The 22,852-nt window shown below is 45.2% G+C and carries 21 protein-coding genes; 5 read left to right on the top strand and 16 right to left on the bottom strand.

All coding sequences use genetic code 11. From position 1 onward, the window contains the following. Window positions 1-48 precede the first annotated feature (48 nt). The 4 genes from QUA24_RS10310 to QUA24_RS10295 form a co-directional block, all read right to left on the bottom strand. Window positions 49-570, bottom strand: coding sequence for a hypothetical protein (locus QUA24_RS10310; RefSeq protein ID WP_333210530.1), 522 nt, complete (start codon window positions 568-570; stop codon window positions 49-51). Between the two features lie 286 nt (window positions 571-856). Next, window positions 857-1,207, bottom strand: coding sequence for a hypothetical protein (locus tag QUA24_RS10305; protein WP_333082972.1), 351 nt, complete (start codon window positions 1,205-1,207; stop codon window positions 857-859). Window positions 1,208-1,594: 387 nt separating this feature from the next. Then, window positions 1,595-2,695, bottom strand: a complete 1,101-nt coding sequence (locus QUA24_RS10300) for a saccharopine dehydrogenase NADP-binding domain-containing protein (protein WP_333229364.1) — start codon at window positions 2,693-2,695, stop codon at window positions 1,595-1,597. Between the two features lie 791 nt (window positions 2,696-3,486). Further along, a complete protein-coding gene (locus tag QUA24_RS10295; protein WP_333229362.1) occupies window positions 3,487-3,831 on the bottom strand; it encodes a hypothetical protein in 345 nt (114 codons plus the stop codon). A 281-nt stretch (window positions 3,832-4,112) separates the two neighbouring features. Here QUA24_RS10295 and QUA24_RS10290 point away from each other — a divergent pair, with 281 nt between their 5' ends. Next, window positions 4,113-5,855 (top strand): cellulose-binding protein, encoded by a 1,743-nt coding sequence (locus QUA24_RS10290; RefSeq protein WP_445242595.1) that lies wholly within the window; start codon window positions 4,113-4,115, stop codon window positions 5,853-5,855. Between the two features lie 17 nt (window positions 5,856-5,872). Here QUA24_RS10290 and QUA24_RS10285 read toward each other — a convergent pair whose 3' ends face one another. The 4 genes from QUA24_RS10285 to msrA form a co-directional block, all read right to left on the bottom strand. Continuing rightward, window positions 5,873-6,454, bottom strand: coding sequence for a DUF948 domain-containing protein (locus QUA24_RS10285; protein WP_333229358.1), 582 nt, complete (start codon window positions 6,452-6,454; stop codon window positions 5,873-5,875). Between the two features lie 37 nt (window positions 6,455-6,491). Beyond that, on the bottom strand, window positions 6,492-6,833 hold the full coding sequence (locus tag QUA24_RS10280) for a YtxH domain-containing protein (protein WP_333229356.1): 342 nt from the start codon (window positions 6,831-6,833) through the stop codon (window positions 6,492-6,494). 121 nt (window positions 6,834-6,954) lie between these two features. Continuing rightward, window positions 6,955-7,260 carry a hypothetical protein gene (locus QUA24_RS10275; RefSeq protein ID WP_333158109.1) on the bottom strand — a complete coding sequence of 102 codons (306 nt, stop codon included), beginning with the start codon at window positions 7,258-7,260 and terminating at the stop codon, window positions 6,955-6,957. A gap of 137 nt (window positions 7,261-7,397) precedes the next feature. Continuing rightward, complete coding sequence (msrA, locus tag QUA24_RS10270; protein ID WP_333229354.1) at window positions 7,398-8,051, bottom strand: peptide-methionine (S)-S-oxide reductase MsrA; 654 nt, start codon at window positions 8,049-8,051, stop codon at window positions 7,398-7,400. Between the two features lie 317 nt (window positions 8,052-8,368). On the opposite strand from msrA, the gene QUA24_RS10265 reads away from it, so the two are divergent. Then, on the top strand, window positions 8,369-8,506 hold the full coding sequence (locus QUA24_RS10265; RefSeq protein ID WP_333229352.1) for a hypothetical protein: 138 nt from the start codon (window positions 8,369-8,371) through the stop codon (window positions 8,504-8,506). Between the two features lie 112 nt (window positions 8,507-8,618). On the opposite strand, the gene QUA24_RS10260 is transcribed toward QUA24_RS10265, so the two are convergent. Together QUA24_RS10260 and QUA24_RS10255 are read right to left on the bottom strand one after the other, a co-directional pair. Then, a complete protein-coding gene (locus tag QUA24_RS10260; RefSeq protein ID WP_333229350.1) occupies window positions 8,619-9,545 on the bottom strand; it encodes a DUF6999 family protein in 927 nt (308 codons plus the stop codon). After that, window positions 9,545-11,413 (bottom strand): 3-oxoacyl-[acyl-carrier-protein] synthase III C-terminal domain-containing protein, encoded by a 1,869-nt coding sequence (locus QUA24_RS10255; protein ID WP_333229348.1) that lies wholly within the window; start codon window positions 11,411-11,413, stop codon window positions 9,545-9,547. Before QUA24_RS10255 ends, QUA24_RS10260 begins: the two co-directional genes overlap by 1 nt. 246 nt (window positions 11,414-11,659) lie before the next feature. On the opposite strand from QUA24_RS10255, the gene QUA24_RS10250 reads away from it, so the two are divergent. Beyond that, window positions 11,660-12,676, top strand: coding sequence for a hypothetical protein (locus QUA24_RS10250; RefSeq protein ID WP_333210511.1), 1,017 nt, complete (start codon window positions 11,660-11,662; stop codon window positions 12,674-12,676). Window positions 12,677-12,848: 172 nt separating this feature from the next. Here QUA24_RS10250 and serS read toward each other — a convergent pair whose 3' ends face one another. From serS to QUA24_RS10225, 5 genes are all read right to left on the bottom strand, one after another. Continuing rightward, complete coding sequence (gene serS, locus QUA24_RS10245) at window positions 12,849-14,129, bottom strand: serine--tRNA ligase (protein ID WP_333229346.1); 1,281 nt, start codon at window positions 14,127-14,129, stop codon at window positions 12,849-12,851. A 368-nt stretch (window positions 14,130-14,497) separates the two neighbouring features. Further along, window positions 14,498-16,132 (bottom strand): iron uptake porin, encoded by a 1,635-nt coding sequence (locus QUA24_RS10240; protein WP_333229344.1) that lies wholly within the window; start codon window positions 16,130-16,132, stop codon window positions 14,498-14,500. A 48-nt stretch (window positions 16,133-16,180) separates the two neighbouring features. Continuing rightward, window positions 16,181-17,185 carry an ABC transporter permease subunit gene (locus QUA24_RS10235; protein ID WP_333229342.1) on the bottom strand — a complete coding sequence of 335 codons (1,005 nt, stop codon included), beginning with the start codon at window positions 17,183-17,185 and terminating at the stop codon, window positions 16,181-16,183. Then, complete coding sequence (locus tag QUA24_RS10230; RefSeq protein WP_333229340.1) at window positions 17,182-18,726, bottom strand: sugar ABC transporter ATP-binding protein; 1,545 nt, start codon at window positions 18,724-18,726, stop codon at window positions 17,182-17,184. Before QUA24_RS10230 ends, QUA24_RS10235 begins: the two co-directional genes overlap by 4 nt. 175 nt (window positions 18,727-18,901) lie before the next feature. After that, window positions 18,902-19,948, bottom strand: a complete 1,047-nt coding sequence (locus QUA24_RS10225) for an ABC transporter substrate-binding protein (RefSeq protein WP_333229338.1) — start codon at window positions 19,946-19,948, stop codon at window positions 18,902-18,904. A 769-nt stretch (window positions 19,949-20,717) separates the two neighbouring features. Here QUA24_RS10225 and QUA24_RS10220 point away from each other — a divergent pair. Both QUA24_RS10220 and QUA24_RS10215 read left to right on the top strand, forming a co-directional pair. Then, a complete protein-coding gene (locus QUA24_RS10220) occupies window positions 20,718-21,905 on the top strand; it encodes a glycosyltransferase family 4 protein (protein WP_333229336.1) in 1,188 nt (395 codons plus the stop codon). Between the two features lie 106 nt (window positions 21,906-22,011). Further along, on the top strand, window positions 22,012-22,392 hold the full coding sequence (locus QUA24_RS10215; RefSeq protein WP_333210495.1) for a hypothetical protein: 381 nt from the start codon (window positions 22,012-22,014) through the stop codon (window positions 22,390-22,392). Window positions 22,393-22,560: 168 nt separating this feature from the next. On the opposite strand, the gene QUA24_RS10210 is transcribed toward QUA24_RS10215, so the two are convergent. Continuing rightward, window positions 22,561-22,809 carry a chlororespiratory reduction protein 7 gene (locus tag QUA24_RS10210; protein ID WP_333082948.1) on the bottom strand — a complete coding sequence of 83 codons (249 nt, stop codon included), beginning with the start codon at window positions 22,807-22,809 and terminating at the stop codon, window positions 22,561-22,563. Between the last annotated feature and the right edge of the window lie 43 nt (window positions 22,810-22,852).

Raw genomic sequence — 22,852 nt, 5'->3', positions numbered from 1 at the left:
GCTTGAGTTTGTGTGTCTCCAAGACACAGAAATACTTGGCGTAAGCCCTTAGCGGCCGTCTTTGTCAATGTCACCAGGAACAGCCCGTTCCACCCGATCCCAAGCGTCGCGCGTGGCGTGCTTAGCTTTTTCCCAACTCACTTTAGACTTACCGCGATTTGTTTCGTAGTCGCGCTGCAAATCCGGTTCGATCTCGTTGAATTTCTTACCAGTAGAGCCATAGCGGCTGTATCCCTCATAACCGGTGCGGTATGCAGGCTGATAGTCTTCATAAGTTGCGCTAGTGTCCACGTAAGGACGGGAACTGTAGTTGCTTTGCCAGTAAGCATCTTCTACCGTGGGGTCGATCGCCTCGCCCACACCTTTGCCCACCAAACCGCCGCCAAACGAACCCACCACAGCGCCGACAACTGCTCCTACAGGCCCGCCGATGGCACCGCCGATCGCAGCACCCGCAGCACCGGCACTCGCCGCACCGATACCCGTTGCCACTGGATGAGCCCCTGTTTCCCCCGAAAGCGGGTCGAGGTTAGCATCAGGTTCATGTACCGTTTTTTTGTCATCGCTCATGATATTTTTTCCTTTTATCTAAATGTAACTATTATTAAATTTACCTTTTAAATTTATATCTATTCATCTGCCTTAAGGATGAAGCTGCTAGCTGCAAAAGGAGGGAAATAAGAAAATACTTCTCGTATCAAAAAGTAGCTTTACACACTACTCTCAAGCGATAAGGTGCGCCGAGGCGCACCCTAAATCATTATGTTCAATTGAGTTCTGAGATCGGCTTTATTGTGTACTCACTGAAGCTGTGTATTTACCAGCAACTTGAGTTATATATAAATCTCTTGATTTATTAGTTGCCTGTGACCTTTTCGATCAAATCTTCAGCTTTTTGAACTATTCCTTCTTGCGGGTGTTCTCCCTTGTACTCTTTTAAGCTTTCGTCGTAAGCTTTCTCGACCTTTGCAGGATTTTGAGAGGTTTTGACTATTTCTTCGTAAGCTGCTTGGGGATTGAGATCCTCGAAACTTTCTGCGGGGTCAGTAATTTTAGCTTCTGGCTGCGCCTGAGTCCTGTCTTGACCTGCGTAAGCAGCCTGACTGGGTACTACCGCTAGACTTAACAGACCAATGAACGCCAGGGTACAGACCAGCAAAATGCTTTGGCTCAATGTTTTTCCGAGAGCTTTTAAAACCCGCTTCATATCAACTTCTCCTCGTATTTTTCCGCAAAAATTATGGTGTTTGTCGCCCCTTCACTGCGATCGCACATTTACAACCTTGGTTCAAGCGCAATCTTTGTCGCAGCTACCGCATCTAGACCGAGCCAAAAGGGATGTTTCCCGTGACATCCCATATCTTAAGCGCCTGCTTGTTACTATTACTTCTACCAAAAGATAGATTAGTTAGACAAGCGGAACTCATCTCCTATGAGGGGCGCTCGCAATTCCTGCGAGGAACCCTATCTAGGGGTTTTCTCATCAATTACGAAGCCCCTGACTCTTCTTTTTCGGCGCGTCTTTCGCATCTTCGCATTTCTGGAAAAAATTCCATTTTTGAACATTTTAAATTGCTATAAATAACCTAACTCACTACAAAACCACCTGCTCTATCTCTAGGTTTCTGTTCTGCATAGCTCGTTCAAATAGCTCAGTAGAAAGAGCTTGCTCTACCGACCAAACGCCCGGTTTTTCCAGTTTACCTTCTAACATTAATTGAGCTATGCTGCCAGTACCGATGCCCGTAGCGACGGCAGCACTGGGGTGTACCGCTGTCGAGCAAACTTTAGTCAGTTTGCCGTTTTTGAGACCAGTCACTTGCGATCGCACTGCCACACCAACCCCACTAAAACTATTAGTAACACTGGTCATCCCATAACTGACATAGGAGAGAAATTCAATCACGGAGTTATTTTTGAGCCAGCTAGCCGGCCAATACTTGGCAACAAACCACGTAAGGTGATTGTAAAGGTCGGGAGACGTACCGAATTTAGTCACAACTGATTTGACGGGGAAAGTTTCGGGCAAAGTGATTGCTTCCGGCATATCGAACCAGTAAACCCCTGTGTTGCCGTAGGGTGCGGGAAATTCAATTGTTTCGCGATCGCTGTAGGGTTGTACTTGCTGCCACTTGCGATCAGCCCAAACGTCAAAAGGGGTTTGCAAACCTAAAAAAGTGGTTCTCATGACGGTAACGCCAGCGCCGCCCGAACCTCCGACAACATAACTCAAATGGATGTGTTCTGCTTCATCTAATTGTTCCACATCTCGCCGCACCATGCTATTAGAAACACCGGGAAAAATTCCCGTATTAATAATAGCCGTTATCCCAGCCTTCTTAGCAGTTTCGCGCAATTCTAAAGCCCTGCGAGTAAAACTGCGGCTGTCGCTGACATCAGTATAATTAACGCCTGCTTCTATGCAAGTTTTCAATACACTGGCGTCTCGGTAGTGAAAAGGCCCGGCACAGTGAACGACGAGATTAGAGGATGAAACCGCTTGGTGCAGGGCTGCACTGTCTGCTAAATCTAAAGTTTGGAAATGCACCCGATCCGGCGGCAATCCCCGCCCAATAGAGGCTTCAGAATTGCGTCCGGTAACAGTAATTTCCGCGTCGGTATGGGTAACAAGGTCTTGGGCAACGCTGCTGCCAATTCGTCCCCGACCGCCGACAATCAAAACTCGGTTTGCCATCGCTAAAAAAAGGGTAACGCCACTTTTCAGTTTCTCAAATTGGGGCCAGCGTTTTCATCCGCATAAAGTATGAATTGAGGAGAATGCGAGATGCTGGGGGATCGGCGGCGATCGCCCTGATCCAGAGATGGGCAGGGGCGAGAGACAAAGAGAATGAGTTATTAATTTAGTTGCCCGTACTAGCTTTACAAGTCGGGAGGAAAAATAAACCCCCAAGAAGTAACTCTGACTCGCTCTAGCCCTAGAATTTTAGCAATCTGAACAACTCGATCGTATTTTTTCGCTTCCAGGATTGTTTTTAGGAATGAGAATTAAATAACTTCCACTCTTGAAAGTGGGACGGGCGTCCCGCCCATCCCACCATAACAATTAAAATTGTAAGTTATTTAATTCGCGATCCTTAGCTAGATATTTTAATGCCTCATATTTGATTAATTCATCAGTTATCAATAGAGCAAATTTTTAAATTTTATCCAAATAGGTTTGGGTGTTTTTTGAATATACTTCTTGCCAACTAATTTTAGTTAAACTATAAAAAAAATTGTTTAATTGGAGCAGAGTGGGGAGCATCTCACATGGGCAGCCCAGCTAAAAATTGGAGGTGGGAACCCGATCGAAATCGTCGCCGCTGTTATAGTCTCCGTTGTAATTTGTTGTCAGCACTTTACAATTATAAGATCGCGAAGGAAACTAACAGAAACAGAAAAACTTTACCTCCGAGGATTGCTTTCCGGTTGCAGTCCCACTGAAATCGCTCGCCAACTGTTTCAGAGTTCCAAAAGTGCAGAATTTTATTTATGTAAAACTTTATACCAATATGTTAAAAAACTCGCAGATGTACCTAACGAACCTGTAGGCAATTGGCGCAATATTTGCGATCGGCTACAGGAAGCCGGATCGAAAACTCTGTCTTCTCCTGAATTTAAAATAAATAATTCTCGGCGTTGTTTAACCAGGGTATGAAAAAAATCACTTAAAAATCCCGAAGTTTTGTGAATACTGGTTTCTATGACTTGCATATTTAGCCTGTCATACCCTAAATCAGCAACGCCTAATTCTCTACCCACAGAAGCATTAGTAAAAATAGTTGGTATAGGTGTGATTGAGAAAAATACAATATCAATTGATATTAACATTCGACTAGAATTCCCCTCTACTGAGGAAACTCCGAAAAAAGAAGATTTGGATAAAGAGGATTAGATGGGCGATCACACTTGGGGACAGAAACGGCGATCGCCCCTGCACAGAGAGGCAAAAATGTTAATAATCTTATAGCTGATAGTTTGAGAAGGAACTTTTTGATAAAATATCAAAATTAAAACTGGTCGCACCCGTTGCGATTTTAACTAAAATAATCAAATTAGTCAAATTTATGTCTCGATTAAGTATCAGATCGAACAACAAAGCTCTGGGCTTTGTGCTGGGTTTATTAATTTTTGTCATTTTTATTCCCGGATGTTGGGCTTTAACAACTAATATTGCTCCCACACCAGTACGGCAAGTAGATAACAAAGTAGCGGTGCGTGCAGATGTACAAAACACATCAAATTCTCGCTCTTCTTTAGGAGTTGGGCTTAATGGTATTGCTGACTACTCCACACAATTACCCTTTTTAGATGCTTTCAAATCTTCTAGACAATGGATAACTCAATGCGTTAGCGGACAACCAAACTGTAAAGGTGAATGGGATACAGAGGAGTATAATCTTTTAAATCTTGATGAAAATGGGTGGGTGAAGTCTCTCCCATCCCCCGAAGATGCTCCTAAATATACCAGGGTAAGTACGCTATTACTTAGGGAAATCCCCAATCGCTATCCTTCAGGACAATATATTGTTACTTATGAGGGTGAAGGTGCGATCGAATATGGCTTTGATGCCAAAAAAGATGAGGCTGCGTCGAAACCTGGGAGGGATATCCTTAATGTCGATGCCACACAAGGCGAAGGCATCATGATTATAATTACTGCTACCGATCCCAAGAAAACAGGGAACTATATCCGCAATATTAAAGTTGTTCACTCCCAAGATGAACAGCTTTTTCAACGTGGTGAAACATTTAATCCGCTGTTTATAGACAAGATTAAAAAATTTAGAGTCTTGCGTTTTATGGACTGGATGGGGACAAATGGTTCAGAACAAAAAGAATGGTCAAACAGACCTAAACCAGAGAGTGTATCCTATGCTGACAGAGGAAATTTTCCCATAGAAGTTATGGTGAATTTAGCTAACAAAGTCCAAGAAGAACCCTGGTTTAATATGCCACATCAGGCTACGGATGAATATATGACTAACTTTGCTAAAATGGTCAAAGATAGTTTAGATCCCAAGCTGAAAGTTTATGTAGAGTATTCTAATGAGGTTTGGAATTGGTCATTTCCACAATCGAATTATGCTTTGGAACAAGGTAAAGCGAGGTGGGGAGATAAAGGCGATGCTTTTATGCAATGGCACGGAATGCGTAGTGCTCAAATGTGCGATATATGGAAAGGCGTTTTTGGGGATCAAAAGAATCGAGTTGTCTGCGTGTTAGGAACTCAAAGAGCCTGGAGAGAGTTAGAAACTTATTCTTTAGAGTGTTCCTATTGGGTGGCTGAGGGCAATAAACCTTGTTATCAACACGGTATTGATGCCGTAGCCATAGCGGGATATTTTAGCGGAAACTTGGGCGGGAAAGAAAGTGTTAGTACAGTAGAGTCTTGGTTGAATGACGCAGATGGCGGATTTGGCAAAGCTTTTAAGCAATTAAGAGAGGGCGGGTTACTGCCGGGGTTCAAAGATAGTTTGCCCGATGTTGAGAATGACTTTAAGTATTTCTTAGATGTGGCTCAAAAAAAAGGCCTCAAGTTATTTGTTTACGAGGGCGGTCAACATATTGTAGGTATTGAAGGAGTTGAGAATAACGAAAAACTGACTCAGTTTTTTATGGAATTAAATAGGCGCCCAGAAATGTATGATATCTACACCCAATTACTGAATAGTTGGAAACAAGCTGGAGGGAGTCTTTTCATGCACTTTGTGGATGTGAGTTCATTTAGTAAGTGGGGAAGTTGGGGCGCTTTGGAGTATGTGGAACAAAAGGGTTCGCCTAAGTATGATGCTTTGATGGATTTTATTGATAAGAATCCTTGCTGGTGGGAGGGCTGTGCTGTCGAGGGATGATCGGGAATTGGGTGCAATCAAGAATCGTTCGATCGCACTTCCTCAAACTCTTCAGCATTCCCCGGCAAACCCGAACCCTCGCTACTCCTCAACCTGGGCGATTCCCCATTACTCGCACCGGCACCGTAACCCCCAGAATATCTGTCCTCCAAACCCGACTCCCTCAGCGCCAGCGCACTTCTTTGACTCGGCGACAATCTCTCTGTTGAACGGCGATTTGTCCCAGAAATCGGCGGCTTGCGAGTTAAAGTTTTCCAAGCAGCCTTAATCCCAGTCACCACGCTGCGAGTAGTTACCTGCACGTTTTGCGCCTGCTTTTTGGCGCTACCAATACTTCGATCGACCTGTTTGACAACCTCGCCCGCACTTTGCACTCCCTCGCTGACATCATCCGTTAACTCGCTAATTTCCAGCCCCGTCAACCGAATCGCCTCCAAAGTGGGCGGAAATTCGCGAGAAAGCGTGTCAGCGAGCTTTTCCACGCTGCGGGCTGCGCGTGCCAGCGCTTGCACCGCAGGTATTAAAGTCACTAAAACAGCAGTCAGGCTAACTGCCACTAGCAAAATCGAAAGTCCTAGCCAAAATATGGGATCACTCACTTGAATCTGGGATTGGGGGTTGAGAATTTCATGCCATTTAGCGGATGGGAGGGCGCGACGGGGGACTCACTTCAGGTTCAGCTTCCGACAGGGTTTGGCGTTCCCGCTGAGTCGCTTCTAAACCCGCTGCGATCGCCTCTTTGAGTCTAATCAAAGTTTCGTCCCAATTTCGGATTGCAGTTTCAGAAAGTCGATCGGCCTGCAACTGCACGCTAGTCGATAAATCTTCCGCCAACTCGGGCAAAGCATCGGCCGATTTTTTCAATATCTGCCGCGTCTCCTTGCCGGGTCGCGGTGCTATCAGCAAGCCAGTCACGGCCCCGATCGCAGAACCCACAAGCAAACCGCCAATAAAGAATCCTGAACGTTTAGTTGACATTTGTATAACTTCTCTCCATACACCAATTTTAGGGGCGTTTGCCCGATCGCAGCCCTTTACAAAGGTAGAAATATTGTTGAAAATCCTAGGGAGTCAGCACGGGCGGCAATTTTAGGATAGCTTACCTGAAAGGTCGATCGCGCCTGGACCAAAGCATCCGTCCCAAACCCAGCAATCCCAAAAGTTGCTGAACCTGTTGCAGTTGCAACTCTAGTTGTTGATAACGTAGTCGCAGTTGGTGGGTACCTTGCTGCCTTTTACCAAGGAAATCCGGCGACATAGTGAGGACATTGCTGCTACAGCGTTCGATTGCTGCGATCCGAAGTTCCAAACGTGCGATCGTCCGCCTGATTTTCCACACCTTCGCAGCTATATAAAAGCAAACCAGAGATATTAGTAAATTGATAATTACAACAGCAGTCAGCATTTATTACCTGTTTTAAAACTACTAACATATTCGGCTTTTTATGGCGGGCTAGAAGCCCGCCCCACCAGATATTTTGTAGGGACACAACAATGTTTTGTAATTATCTATGTGTCCCTATCCCTAAGCTGGGTCGATTTTCAAGCCTGAGACATAGCAGGCAAACAAACCTTAGTACCGCCCAAACCACAATAACCGTTCGGCTCTTTAGCAAGATACTGTTGATGATAGCTTTCTGCGTAATAAAACTCAGGAGCATCAATAATTTCAGTGGTAATCTTGCCGTAACCGGCCGCCGTCAAAGCCTGCTGGTAAGCATCTCGCGAAGCTTCAGCTAACTGCATTTGGCTGGCTGAATACGTGTAAATGCCCGATCGATACTGAGTACCCGAATCATTGCCCTGACGCATTCCTTGAGTAGGATTGTGACTTTCCCAAAAAACTTTGAGCAGCGTTTCGTAACTAATTACTTTGGGATCGAACACAACCAGAACTACTTCATTATGTCCCGTCATCCCGCTGCAAACTTCGTTGTAAGTAGGATTCGGAGTAATCCCGGCTGCGTAGCCAACAGCCGTCGAAAAAACTCCATTTTGCTGCCAAAATTTGCGTTCTGCTCCCCAAAAACAGCCCAGGCCAAACAACGCAGTCTCCATGCCGTTTGGAAAGGGAGGTTTGAGCGGATTGCCGTTAACAAAGTGAGTTGCCGGTACCGACATCGACTCTGCCCGTCCCGGTAATGCCTCTTGGGGAGAGGGCAGGCTCGACTTTTTGCCAAATCCAAATAGCACCATAAGTTTGTGAGGGGATCTCTGATAAACGTCTTTACCTTACTTAATAATATCAGATGTATACTGAAAATAGTGGCCCTCTTAAAGGTAGAAGGTAAAAACCAGAAGGCAGATTTTTTTTACGGAAGGTTTTTGGTGATACTGCTCACTGCCAACGCAGTTTTAAATCACATCATGCAGTGTTCTATGTCACCAAAATATACCTAAAATATCACCTATTGTTCAGGTATAAATCACGCGGATTTGAGGCAAAATAGCCGATTATTAAAGGTATGGTGTTGTAGTAGTTATTCAATACCATTTATTGGGAGTGTGTAGAAATGGCCGCTAAACCTTGCAGTCAACCTTTAAAATCTAATCCGTTTATTACTTATCGCGACCCACTTACAGGCAAGTGGATTGTGGTAAATCAGACTTTGCCCAAAGCAGTAGAACAAGTACAGCTAGCAGCAGCTTGAGTTCTCATATTAATTTTTGACCTAAAAATTAACCATTCTTTCAAACTTCAGGACTTACGCAAAAAGTTATTGGACGCGCTACTTATATTCGTAAGGTGCTTACCTAAGCACCTTACTTTGAAACATTTCTCATCTCTTTTTGCAGTTCCAAATACCGATAGAGATATTCCGAAATTATCCCGTGCAAAAACAAGTCGCGTGCCGCATTAAATGGACTGTTGGGCGCTAGCGGATGGCGGTTAACAATTACATGATTCCAGTCGCAATTTCCGGTAATCTCGCTGACGTACACTCCAAAGTTTTCATCTAACTGAAGCGACATCACTGCTCGAGCAAATTCGTCGCTAGTCAAACACAGAGAATAAAAGACTTTAAACAATTCGATCGCAGATTCTAAATCGAGAATGTTTAGCCATCTGCGTTTTTCAAAATCTATGGCAACTTCTACTGGTTGAATGCTATCATAATTTATTCCCCGTTTTTTGACGGCTTGCAACCAGTTAGGATTTGTCAGCATTGCCTGGTTGTAATCCCAGACAAAGTTATAGAGAATTAAGTCATGTTCGAGAAACGCATTGTCAGCTAAATCGCTAACTGTGCGAGGATAAAGCTTTGACTTTTCAATCTGGGTATCGGGGCCGTTGTCAATCAAGAAGTTGATAATGTTGGACCCGACGCAAATATGCCGGACAATTAAATAACAAGCTTCTGGCGAGACAAAGTTATTCAGGAAAAATGCAGCAGATTTGTGCATTAAAGTGTAAGCGCGAAATTGAAAGGGCAATAAGCGCTTTGTTATCATAATTACCGCCAGCAATACGTTAGCAATTACTTTGATTGGGATGAGCAAATAATTGCGAGTCCAGCTTTGCAAATCCCGTATCATGTAGGCTTTTGCTACTAAATCGACGGGAATCGACCGATCGCAAAATAGCACATCCCAAACATTCGGATCTCGGCGGTTGTAGGGTTTGGTAGCGTAAGGTATTTTTCGCTGATCTGGGAGATTTTCGGTATCTTGTTTTTGCAGCTTTTGCATTAGCGAATTTCCTCCAACTGCAGCAAATATAAACGAGCCGTGACGCGAGCAGTTTTGACAATGCGGCGGGCAATATCATCTGTCATCCATTCGGCATTAATCAAATTTTCCAGTTTAGCTAAATGCGACTCGTCATTAGCTCCGTGGTACGCTAAAAACGATACTTGTTCATCTTGTAAACCGAGAGTTTCTTGAATTTGTTTTGCCCACTTTCCCGCCAACTGATTTCCCAATCCTTCGATAATAAACATACTGCCAATTAAATCAACCGGATTTTCCCGCGATGCTTGGTGGAAGATAAAAGCTGATAGTGCTTCGCTGCCAATATTCTTATCATATTCCACAATTTTTGCCAATTCACCGCCCACAGAAACATAATTTTGTTCTAGCATTTGATAGTCGCGGTGTTCGTCTTGGGCATGGCCGATAAAAGTCGATCGCAGGCGAAAGTCACTCATGTTAGAAGCAGCGCGAGCAATCCAGCGAGCTCCCTCTACAACTTGTGGCCGGAGATTGCACAGCAAAGCTTGATAATCTTCTATTGTAAACTCTGCTCGGTACAATTTGCGGACAATAGGAACAGAACGAATTTCGCGATCGAACTTCAGCCAAATCCATGCTAACTCCCGCAACAAATAAGCTTGCGGAGAGTTGGGGTGTTCGGGTTTAACGCTTTCGAGAGGCGAAGCTTCGGGAACCTCGTGAAAGTTAGAAAATTGAGAACTCATAAGCTTATGGGTATTTTCCACAGCAGTTAACATCATATATGCCGTTGTAAAGCGCCCGCTTTCCGGGACAAAACAAAAGATTTTCTGTCCCGCCTGCAACTTGCCCGAATTGAACAATTCCTCTAACATCAAATAAATCGAGGCGCAACCTGTATTTCCCCGTGTGTATAAGTTGGTAAACCATTTTTCTTGAGGAATCATGCAGCCTGCTTGTTCCAGAAGTTCTACAATTTGCCCCCGGAAAAAGTGAGACGAATAGTGGCACAGCAGCCAGTCGATTTCCTGCGGACAAACTCTCCCGCCTTTAATCAACTGCAGCCAACCTTCAACGCCTAATTTCATTACATTGTCCAGCAAGCGAATATTTTGCCGCAAGTCAAAAGCTCCTGCTGTGGCTGCATCGAGGTAGGAGGAATAATCCAACCAGCTTTTAGTTGATGTTTCGTTGGCTAATCCTGAATACATACAAACAGGATAAGCATTGGCGTGAGAAACGAGTTCAATCCATTCTATTTTTAAACTAATTCCTGTTGCGCTAGGATGGTTTTGGAGCAAGAATGCTCCGGCACCGTCGGAGAGCATCCAGCGCAGAAATTCTGTATCGAAAGGCAGGGGTTTTCCCGTTTGCACTGAAGTCTCTGTTTCAAATTTGGTGTTTTTGAACAGGCGCGAGGGAAATTCGGAAGCGACGGCAATTGCTGTTTGTTTTTTGCCGAGTTCGATTTGAGAGGCGGCGTAATTTAAAGCACTAACTCCGGCACAGCAAACTCCTTGAGTTGACACTATTTCTAGGGGAGATAATTCGGAAAGTTCCCCATGTACTGTGCTGGCAAATCCCGGTACTAATAAATCTGGTAAAGTAGTAGCGCAGGCCAGTAAGTCGATAGCCCCTGGTGCCAAATTTGCCTGGGCGATCGCGTCACGGACGGCCAAAGCTGCCATTTGGCTGTTAGAATATAGTGTTTGCTGCTGTTTGTCGATCGCGTAGTAGCGCTGTTGAATGCCGTTGCTGTTGAGAATTCGCTGCCTGACTCTCGAAGGGCGCGAGGCAACTTTGCCGAGATATTCTTCCATCTCATCATTATTAATCGGTTCTCCCGGCAAAAATTTTCCCATTTGATTGATATAAGCACTGTACATGGGGTAAACCTCTAAAGTTGCTAATTTACTCAGGTTCGTTGCTTTGTTAAACCAAGCCAGAAAATATCTAAAATTGATGGTGCTTTGTGAAGCAGTGAACTTGCAAGGAGGAAGCAGCTATCTTGTAGAGTCACCGGAAATCAGGCAAGTTGAGCAACAGCGACAACAAGTTACCTGAAGCGGGGTGAAGTTTTATGTAATTGAGCCAATATGTAACTAGAGTTCCTTCGCAGCTTCCCGACTGAAATGGATATTGCAAAACTAGATACTTGGTATTCTTCTTCTCAACGCCGCACGGCTGTTTCGCTGTTGATGAAACGAGTAGGCGTAACTCGCACTAGGGCTGAATGCTTTATCAGGCTTTGGGTTTACTTATCGGTGAAACAGCTTCAGGAAAGCCAGCCCCGTCTCAAACCACCGCTGGCAAAACTGGAAGTGCCAGCAACAGAAGTGCAGTGTACTCACCGGGAAGCCGCCGAACTATTTTACTCCGATTCCGATCGCGGGAGCGATCGCGCCGCCGGAATGATGTTAGATAAATTAGCAGCACTCGGATTAATCGCAAAACACTTTGATGGTAACGCTACGGCAATTCAAATTCAACCAGTTTCAGAAATTTTAGAAACCGCCGAACCTCAAAAGCCAGTACAACTCCAATTAGATGACTTCAACCCTCGGTGCGACGCGATTCCCGTTGCCAATTTATTAGCCACCAATTACAACTGGATGAACCGCAACACTAACGCCGTTCCCCACAAAATTGCTAAAATCCTCCGCCTTTTTGCCAGTCAATACTCAAAGGGAATGCGAGTTTTACGCCGTTCAGATAATTTCAATCCAGTCGGATTTTACTTACTTTATCCCACAGCTAGCGAATCTGAAGTAAATTTTTTTAATGCTCCTAGTAAAGGGCTTCATTTAAGTTCTATTTCCGATATCGATCCTTTCAAGATGGCGCTACCAGGAGATATAAATTGCCAGTCAGTATTTGTCCGCAGTTGGATGATCGATCCGCAGTATTTGTCAGAATACCGCATTGCTTTTCTCGAAGACGCACAAAAAGTTTTAGGCGAAATGCAAACAGATTTTCCAAATCTTTGCGACTTGTACACCCTGATGATTCACCCCATGTACGAAAAACAGTCCCTGGCTTTGGGATTTCATAAGACTAGCAGTGATAGTCAGTTATCTGTTTACTGGATGTATCTAGCATTGGATAGATTTTTGGCATTAAATATCAAAGAAGCGTTGCTCAAACTGTAATAGACATCTGGTAAATAGCCAGTCAATGGCAGGCAGGATGCCTACACCACAAGAGTTCTACTCGTTACCAGGCTCTGCCTCCAATTTTCGCAAGCAAGCGAGGCAGAGCCTCTCGACATCGGTTCCCAGGCATAGCCTGGGCAACCAGTTAATTGCCGAATCATCTTGTTGTCTATAAAACTTCCCGTCCCAAATAGGGTTGTAAGGCTTCCGGCACTTTTACAGTTCCGTCTGGCTGCTGGTAATTCTCCAAAATAGCCGCCATTGTCCGGCCCACAGCTAAACCGGAACCGTTAAGGGCGTGAACGAATTGAGTGCCTTTTTTACCCGCTTCTTTAAAGCGAATATTTGCCCGTCGCGCCTGAAAATCTGCGACGTTGGAACAACTGGAAATCTCGCGGTATTTGCCCGCAGATGGCAGCCAGACTTCTAAATCGTAGGTTTTGGCGGCCGCGAAACCTAAATCGCCGGTACACAGCTCGATCGCCCGATAAGGCAATTTCAACGCCTGCAAAACTCCCTCAGCATCCTGCACTAACTTTTCGTGTTCTGCCTCGGAGGTACTCGGATGCACCAGTTTTACCAATTCAACTTTATTAAATTGGTGCAATCGAATTAATCCCCTCGTATCTTTGCCGTAACTGCCAGCTTCGCGCCGAAAGCAAGGAGTATAAGAACAGTGATAAATTGGCAACTGTTCTGCTGTCAAAATTTCACCTCTGTACAAATTGACAACCGGAACTTCGGAAGTAGGAATCAGCCACAAATCATCTTGGTCGCACTTGAAACTTTCTTCAGCAAATTTGGGTAATTGACCCGTAGCAGTCAGGGATTCAGTGTTAACTAAAAATGGGGGAATGACTTCTACATAACCTGCTTTTGTGTGGCGATCGAGCATGAATTGAATAATCGCTCTTTCCAGGGCTGCACCCGCTCCCATTAAGCTGACAAAGCGGGGCTGAGCAATTTTTACTGCCCGTTCAAAGTTGATAATTCCTAATTTTTCGCCGATTTCCCAGTGCGGTAAAATACCGGAATTTTGGGGAATGTATTCGTCTCCCCAGCGCCGGATTTCTACGTTTTCCTCTTCATTTTTGCCGATCGGCGTTGAGGAACCCGGCAAGTTTGGCAGCGGTAGCAATAAAGCTTCTATTTGAGCTTTTAGCTCTTTTTCCTGTGCTTGCAATTCGTTCGATTCAGTGCCGACTGCGTTGCCTTCTGCTTGCAATTCTTGAATTTCGGGAGATTCGAGGGGTAAACCCGATTTTCTTTTTTGACCGATGAGTTTGGCAATTTCATTGCTGCGGGCTTGTAGTTGCGATCGCTTGCCTTCCAACTCCCGCTGCTGTTTGTCTAATTGCAAAATCGGCTCGATTTCATAGTTACCTCCGCGCAGGTTGAGGCTTTCTTGCACGGCTTGCGGGTTTTCTCGGATTAATTTGAGGTCTAGCACAGATTTATTCTAAATCTTAAATTTTAGAGCGGCTGGGACAGAACGAGATGATATAGCAGCTTTGTTAATCATTGGCATATTGAATCATAATTTATTCTGACTCAAAATTTTCGTTGGGTGTCACCCCTGGAGGGTGACACCCCACAAATGTATGTTATAGTTGCAAATATTAGTAGATGCACCCTGATAATTTTCTACCCCAGCCAGCGATGGTAGGGGTTTTTTGTTGTGTGGCATGGAATTGAAGCCCTGGATGCACTATCAGTCTAAAAAACCCGGTTTCTCGCGATTATCGTCTCAAATGAGGCAATTACGTCAAGAAACTGGGTTTTTGCGTCCTGGACTAGGTTACTAAAATCTCTTTGCGGTTAAAAGTTAAAGCCTGTGCGAAGCAACCAAACCCATTGAGTGTCGTTGCGACTGTCATTCTCAGGATTAACAACGACCCAAGCAGCAGGGGTGATGGAAATGTTGTCGTTGACCTGAAAGCGATAGAACGCTTCAATGTGATAGGAAGTATCTCGCTCGCGGCGCACATTACTGCTCGTCACGCGACCGGGCAAACCCACCAAAATCCCCGGTAGGTTGCCTTGACCTCCGACATCTGGGAAACTTATCCCGATCGCTGCATACACAACATCGGCGCGATCGTCACCGTCAACATTTAGCAAAACCACGCCACCTCTACCATCAGAAACGCTGCTAACACCAGAATTTTCGGCATTGGCGCGAGTATAAACGCCCCAACCGTGAACTTGCAACCGGGGAGCAAGGCGGTAGAATCCTTGTACGCCTACAGAATCACTGGATGTAGCAATATTGTCCCCAAACGGTCGCGCAGCCAGAAAACTGCCCGTACCGCCGGTGAGGTCGGCTTTACCGCTTGGTGCAAAGGTTCGAGAATAGGCTACGCCAATGGCTCCGCGATCGCCCCGGTAGGCAAGCTGAACCAGAGCATTGTAGGAACCGTTGAATAAACCGTTACTTTGCTGCGAGAGATTAGGATTTCCGCCTACATAGCCCACAGTCAGGGTGAGGTTTTTGACGATCGTCCAGTTGACAGCAGCACCGCCACCTCCCCGGCGGTAGAGGGGATTGTATTGTCCGAACTTCGAGGGAATTCCCTCACTATCGCTGGCGATCGTTGGAGGAGTCAGCAAATCCGTAATATCGGGATACCCGACACCTGTGGGGCCGACGGTCAGCGCCAGATTAGAGGTCAGCGGGGTCACATACAATACGTGAGGGACGGTGATTGTGTTATCGACATTGCCATCAAAGTTCAAGGCCGTCATATTTGTACCCGTCTCATCGGCAATCGTCCTGCCCAAGTTGCCGAATTCCAAACGGGTTCTGAGCATATCGCGACCGGTGAAGCTGGTTTCAAAATTTAATCGCCCCCGGTTGGCAACAATAGTATTGGTGCGATCGCGCGAGTCCCCAACACTGTTACCGGAGGTATCTGTTACCACCACGATAATTTCCGCATTCAGCTTCGTCGTAGTCGAGAACTGATTCGTTTCTAGTTCGGCTGTGCGTGCATCGAGAGTATCGACTCGACCGCGCAACACCGATAATTCAGTTCCAAATTCTGCTTGCAGCTTTTGGACGATCGCTAAATCTTCCGCAGTAATCTGGTTGGTTGTTCCTGCGGCAATTAGTTCGCTGACTCGATCGAGACAGCTATTCAATCCTGCGGCAAATTCGTACCGCGTCAGCGCCCGGTTTCCTCTGTAAGTTCCATCGGGATAACCGACAATGCAGCCGTAGCGTTCTACTAGAGATTGCAGCGCCTGAAACGCCCAGTCAGTGGGTTTTACATCCGACAGTTGAGAGACCGAATTCACCTGCGCGAAGGGGTCTTCTGTCAAGGTATTTAACGGTTGAGAAGCAACTAATCTATCAATTGGTGCAGCAAAAATTGGGGATGATGTTAGTAGAAATACACCCGGTGCTCCCAGTATAAAAGCAGTAATCAGGTGAGGAAAATGCTGGATGTGCATAGGACAAAGCTCCGCATAAGGAACCGATCAACCGAATTAGCAATACCTTTACGCTGCGCTTGAACCGGTGCGAAGTTTGTCAATTGTCACTGCGATAATTATCACCAGACCTTTGACAACTAACTGCCAGAAGAAAGACACGTTCATGAGAGTTAGTCCATTGTTGAGCAGGGCAATAATTAAAGCCCCCAGCAAAGTACCCCAAATAGTGCCAATTCCACCTGTGAAACTCGTTCCTCCCAAAATTACAGCAGCGATCGCATCTAATTCGTAGCCTTGCCCTAACATCCCCGTCGCACTGTAGAGGCGCGACGCACTCATAATTCCACCTAAACCAGAAAGCAACCCACTCACGCCATAGACAAATAACAGCACGCGACTCACCTTAATACCTGTCAATCGTGCTGCCCGAATGTTGCCTCCCACGGCATAAATATGCCTCCCCAGAACAGTCCGCCTCAAGACAAACCAACTCGCTAAAACTGCAAGGAAAGCGATAATAACCAACCAGGGAATTGGCCCGACATAATTGTTACCTACCCAAGCAAAATTCAGATTTCTATTGATAACTGTAGTGCCGTTAGCTACTAAATAAGCAACTCCCCGTAAAGCAGTGTAAGAACCCAGGGTTACGATGAACGGAGGCAAACCTAAATAGGCAACTAGGGAGCCGTTAAGCAATCCCAAAAAGACTCCGGCTATTAACGCCGCCGGTACGGCAAACCAACCCAGACCTGGAACTAAGGAAACCAGCACGCCGACAACTGCCGTCACGCCCAAAATTGAGCCGACAGAAAGATCAATTCCGCCCGTCAAAATCACAAAAGTCATGCCGGTAGCTAGGACAATATTGATCGATGCTTGCCGGATGACATTGATCAAATTTCCTACGGAAAGAAAGTTGGGCGTTACCAGGGAAAAAATTATACAGATGCCAACCAAAATCGGCAGGATACCGGCCACTTGGATAAAATTTCTCCAAGCTTGAGATTTACTGGCTTTTTGGCGATCGCTCCCTGAACTTCTGCTGGTTTTTGTTTGCGTTTGACTCATGATTTTACTACCTCTTTTGCACCAGTGGCATAAGCCATAATGTTTTCTTGCGTAATCTTTTCCCCAGTCGATCCGCCTACTTCACCGACAAGGCTTCCTGCGCGCATCACTAAGACGCGATCGCTCATTCCCACAATTTCAGGCAGTTCGCTGGAAATCATCAAAATAGCTACACCTTTGGCTGCCAAATCGCTAATAATTCGATAAATTTCGCTTTTTGCGCCAATGTCCACACCTCGCGTCGGTTCATCTAGCAAAAGTACCTTTGGGTTGATAGCCAACCAACGCGCTAGCAGCAACTTCTGCTGATTTCCCCCAGAAAGATCCATTGCCCTGATGCTCGGACTTGCAAGGCGAATCTGCAAATTATTAATAGCATCATTGACAACTTTTAACAGAAAATTTGAGTTAATAATGCCAGCTTTTGCTTCTCGATCGAGGACATTCATGGTAATATTCTCACCCGAACTAGCCTCTAAAAAGAGTCCGAGAGCCTTGCGATCTTCTGGCACGTAAGCAATTCCGGCGGCCATTCCTTCATCGGGTGTCGAGACATTGAGAGGACGACCTTCCAGTTTTATTTCACCACTTACCTTCCGATCTGCACCAAAAATTAGGCGGGCAAGTTCTGTTCTGCCAGCGCCAACTAAACCCGCCAAACCCAGAATTTCGCCCGCATGAATTTGAAAACTGGCAGGCTTTACTTTGTTGCCGTCGCTTAAATTTGTTACCTCAAGAACTACTGCACCCGGTGTTATTTGATGCTTGTTTTCGTACAAATCCTCTAAAGAACGACCCACCATCATTTCCACCAGGCGTTCTGCCGAAATTTCGTGCTTTTCAAGAGAGCCAATATACCCGCCATCTCGGATGACGCTCACGCGATCGGCAAGGGCATAAATTTCTGCCATTCTGTGGCTAATATAAATAATAGCAATACCCTCATTCCGCAAGCGGCGAACCACTTCAAAAAGCTTATCTGTTTCGCGGTCTGAAAGCGCTGCAGTCGGCTCGTCCATCACTAAAATTCGGCTATTATGTTTGAGAGCCCTAGCTATTTCCACTTGCTGCTGTTCGGCAATTGAAAGTGTTGAAACCAGGTCTCCCGCCTCAAAATTTGCATCAAGGTTTTTCAAGACCTCCGATGCCTTGCGCCGCATTTCATCTTGGTCTAAAAACGTACCCCCTTTCTTCAACTCGCTGCCCATAAAAATGTTTTCAGCAACTGTCAGATTGGGAGCGAGATTGAGTTCTTGATAAATAATCGCTATCCCTAAATCTCTGGCTTGAGCGGGGTCTGTCATCTTAACAGCTTGACCGTCTATTTTGATTTCACCTGCATCGGCTATGTAGGCTCCCGCCAGAATTTTCATCAGCGTACTTTTGCCCGCACCGTTTTCCCCCATGAGGGCGTGGACTTCGCCCGGGTAAACGGTGATATTTACATCGTGCAAGGCTACAAAACCGTTAAAGGTTTTTTTAATACCTTGCATTTCGAGGACGGGCTTAGTTTTAATTAAATCTTGAGTGCTATTTACCATCGCAAGTACCGTAATTTTATGCGAATTACAAGTCTAGGTCTGCTGCATCAATTTGTAAAGTTAACTGCAGGTATATCTGTAGGTACGCATTGCCAACCCTTACTCCTGACAATAGCCGAATGACTACTAAAAAGAAGTAATTTCGCAAACAAACCAATTCCCAGCGATTCCTGATTTATTCACTTGTCCAGCCTTTATGTTGATTGACGTTTTCGCGAGTAATCAGCGCGACTGGAATCAGAATGTTTGGATTGGCTGGCTTTTTTCCTTTCAGAATGTCGTTCCCGACTTCAACGGCTTTGGCTGCCATGCGAAATGGATCTTGAGCTGCTGTAGCCACAAAGAGACTGTTGTTCTGCTTGAGCGCATCTAAAGCTTCAGGTGCACCATCAACTCCCACAATGAAAAACTCGCTTCTTTGTGCTTGTTTGGCTGCTAATTCTGCACCGATGGCACAGGGGTCATTAATTGCAAAAACAGCATCAATTTTTGGGAAGGAAGTAAGCAAATCGCTCATGACTCTCAATCCGCCATCGCGGCTGCCTTCAGCGTTCTGATCTTTGGAAAGAACCTTGAGATCGGGATATTTGGAGAACACACTCTGGCAACCCTGAACTCGCTCGACCACTGAAGCGACGGGAGGCCCGTTGATAATCACAACGCTGCCTTTTCCTTTCAAGCGATCGGCTATATATTGACAGCTTACTTCGCCAGCTTGCACGTTATTTGAAGTAACTGTGGCATCAACGCCTCCCTCCGCGGCGGTATCAACTGCAATTATCGGAATTCCGGCTTGCTTTGCTTTTTCGACAGCCGGGGCAATGCCTTTTGTGTCAGCAGCATTGAGTACAATCATGCTGACATTAGAGGCAATAAAGTTTTCGATTTGATTAAATTGCTGATTTAAATCGTCGCCGCTGGAAACGAGAGTTGTCCTCACGTTTGGACCGCCGATTTTCTTGGCTGCGGCCTCAGCGCCCTTGCCAACTTGTACGAAGAAGGGGTTGCCGAGGTCGCGGACTGCTACAGCAACTGATGAAAGTTCGGAGTTGCTTTTTTGCGTGCTGTTTTGAGCGTTCTGGGAAGCTGCGGTGCAACTCGCCAGAGTGCTGCTGAGTAGACTAAAAAGACTTAGTGCGATCGTTACTCGTTTCACCTCAAACTCCAATGAAGGCTCGTTTGGAGAGAGTCGCTCGTAAATATGACGTTGCCAACCTAACATTAGCTTTTGTCAGGTTTAAGCTCGAATACCTAATGTTTTAGGTGACAGGCTTTTCTTCGTACATGATTGTACCAAACCTTGTTTCTTTTCTTCTCCTAAAACTTTCTGTCTCGGCTCGTTAGACTGCTTTTGCAAACAGACAAGATACAAATATCAGTCTCTGTCCTCCCTGCAAAAAAAATCAACGATGCTTGATTTTTTTAAATGCTTTATGAGCATTAAATTTTGCTTTGCAGTGGTTGAGAAAATTTTAGGAGAATATTTTCGACAAAATTTTTCAGAAATTGTTTTTAAAACCTGGCAGAGTCATATTGAATTTAACTCTCTATGTTTGCTGATGATAACAGTTCAATACTGGCTCGATATCTATCTTTGGATAGACAAAACTTTTAGCAAAAACTAATGATGGGAGAGCCTCGATCGACACCGATATGCTGCTCCGCAGTCTGGTCGGATGCACCGCACCAACTCAATAAATCTTAAATTTTGGTTGGGGTAGGATATTGTAAAAAATCATTAAGTTTACAGTCAATTACGGTAGATTATAGTAAACTGCAAACAAAGTTTCGCACTCACCTATGCCACCCGTTAAAAAGCCATAGTAAAAAAGCAGATTGTCGCTCAAAACCAACGGTGAGAGTGGGCGAGTCTAATATTTGTCTGTAAAACCTGCAATTACAGTCATCATGACATGGTTTAAAAGCTCTGGACAATGGCGATCGCCCGGATTGGCAAAATCACTATACTGCAATAATTGTCTGCGCTGTCAATGGGTAAATCTGAGATGCGATCGACAAATTACGTGTTCTGTTTCCTAGAAATATTTGCCAGCGAAGGCGGCATTCAATCCTACGTTAAAGACATTTTCAAAGCTTACCTGTCCATAACCGCAGGGACAAATTCGCCGCAAGCTGAAGTTTTGCTGCTGCGAGATTCCCCACACTGCAACAATGCTTACGAGTCAAGAAATCTGAAATTTTATTACCTCAAAACCCAGAATCCCGGCTTAGGTCGTCTTAAGTTTGCTACAGTATTACTAACTCGCTTGCTGCAAAAACGACCGCAGCGGGTTTTTTGCGGTCACATCAAACTCGCACCGCTAATTCAAATTCTGTGCCAACCCTTGGGAATTCCCTACACAATCTTAACTTACGGCAAGGAAGTTTGGGAACCGCTTGGGCCCAAATATCAAACAGCAATGAGTAAAGCTGACAGTATTTGGACTATTAGCAGGTACACGCGCGATTCCCTACGGCATAGCTTCGCTTCACGCACTTGCGAAATTAACAACTTAAATCCCGAAAAATTCCAAATAGTGCCTTGTACTGTAGATGAAAATATATTTACCACTGGGCCCAAGCCACAGGATTTATTAGAGCAGTACAATTTGGTTGGTGCTAAAATATTGATGACTGTAGCCAGATTGCGATCGACGGATATTTACAAAGGTGTCGATGTCACAATTCAAGCTTTGCCACAAATAGCAAAAACGTTTCCGAATGTGAAATACTTAGTTATTGGACGCGGAGACGATCGCTCTAGATTAGCGAAACTCGCTGATGATTTGGGAGTTACCGAAAGAGTAATATTTGCCGGTTTTGTACCGACAGAAAATTTACCAGCACATTACCAGTTGGCCGATGCTTATGTAATGCCCTCCCAGGAAGGGTTCGGTATAGTTTATTTGGAAGCGCTGGCTTGCGGAGCACCCGTACTCGCGGGGGACGCGGACGGGTCAGCCGATCCGCTGCAAGATGGTAAACTAGGGTGGCGAGTTCCTCACCGAGATGCAGCAGCAGTAGCGGTTGCTTGTGTGGAAATGCTGCGAGGAGAGGATAAAAGGTGCGATCGCCACTGGTTGAGGGAACAAACCCTCGCAAGATTTAGTTTTGAATCCCTTTGTCAATCCTTACTAGGAATTTTTCAACCCTCTGACTCAGATAAGCTTATGCCGTAGAGAGCGGTTTCTGGGTGTACAATGGGAAAATTAACTCGATCAACCGCCTGAATTTCTGAGTAGGATAGAGTTATGCCTACCTGCAAAGACACCCAAGGAGACCACCGTGAACCAAGGCAGCCCCAAAATATCTTTCAAGCTACCCCGTATTAGCAATTGGCTGATACTGCTGGGCATCGCGTGTTTGTTGGTGTCTATTGGTTTGGGTTGGATAGTTAAATCAGTGTTGATTGTAGTAGCTTTTTTGTTGCTGACACCTGTGGTCGCATTTTTCGCGCTTCAGTGGTGGCTGAAACGCAATTTAATTGAAGATAAGTGTCCAGTTTGTCAATACGAATTTACAGCTTTAAATCAAACTCAGTTTCAGTGTGCCAACTGCGGCGAACCTCTGCAAATAGAGGAAGGTCATTTTAGTCGCTTGACACCGCCCGGTACGATCGATGTTACCGCAGTAGAAGTATCATCGGTTCAACAGTTAGAAGATTAACCCTTGGGAATTGGGAATTGGGCGAAGCGAAGGGGAGGGATGGGGCATAGGGCATAGGACATGAGTTAGTTGTTGGTTATTATTTGTTTGTTGTTATTTGCTATTTGTTACTTGTTGGTTCTAATAACCAATTCTCCATGCCCGATGCCCAATACGCAATGCCCAAAATTACTTTTCCAAGCGCACTGCATACCACTGCAAATATTTTCCCTGCCCGACATCTAATTCACAATAAGTATCAATTAAATACTTGGCTTGAGCTTCCACGCCAGATATTTTATGCAAGTCCTGCGGCAAATCTTCGTGTTCCTCAGTTAACACGGCTTTCAGCTTTTCTAACAGTTCCGCCGCAGTCAAAAACTGCTCTGGCTGGTTTGTTTCTAACACCACAAAGGTGTCTTCGTCATACAGTGACATAGTTTCAAAGGTTGAGGTTAATTATTTCTAAAGTTTCGTACAC

The sequence above is a fragment of the Microcoleus sp. Pol12B5 genome, assembly GCF_036701335.1.
Classification (GTDB): domain Bacteria; phylum Cyanobacteriota; class Cyanobacteriia; order Cyanobacteriales; family Microcoleaceae; genus Microcoleus.
The sequence above is the reverse complement of the archived record's forward strand: the minus strand, read 5'-3'. Positions and strand labels throughout refer to the sequence as shown.